This is a genomic window from Telluria sp. AZSoR62 (assembly GCF_058111565.1).
In genome coordinates, this window is record NZ_JBYTST010000252.1 from 1 (window position 1) to 289 (window position 289).

Consider the following 289-nt stretch of genomic DNA (forward strand, 5'->3'; position numbering starts at 1 on the left):
TTTTCAAAACCGCCATAACTATTTCCCTGAAAATCTAATTTTTACGATTGGTTTTTTTATGCCTTCCATACTTAATGACGCTGAAGGCTGCCCGGTGGACGTTGAAGATGGATAAAATCGATATGTTTTATCACCGTTAGTTAGCACAGTGACTGAGCCATCCTTAGAAAACGTTTTCTTGTAGCCACTAGATTCAAGTGTTTTCATAGCACTTCCCTGACTAATATTTGCCTCAATCTGCCCCGCACTATTTCGGGTAGCCTTCGGTAAAAATTCAATCAGTGTAGCT

At 39.8% G+C, this 289-nt stretch carries 1 protein-coding gene; it reads right to left on the reverse strand.

Annotated features, from left to right (window positions below):
* Positions 1-18: 18 nt before the first annotated feature.
* A partial coding sequence (locus AC3XQU_RS23700; RefSeq protein ID WP_489876587.1) for a hypothetical protein occupies positions 19-289 on the reverse strand: 271 nt, incomplete at its 5' end.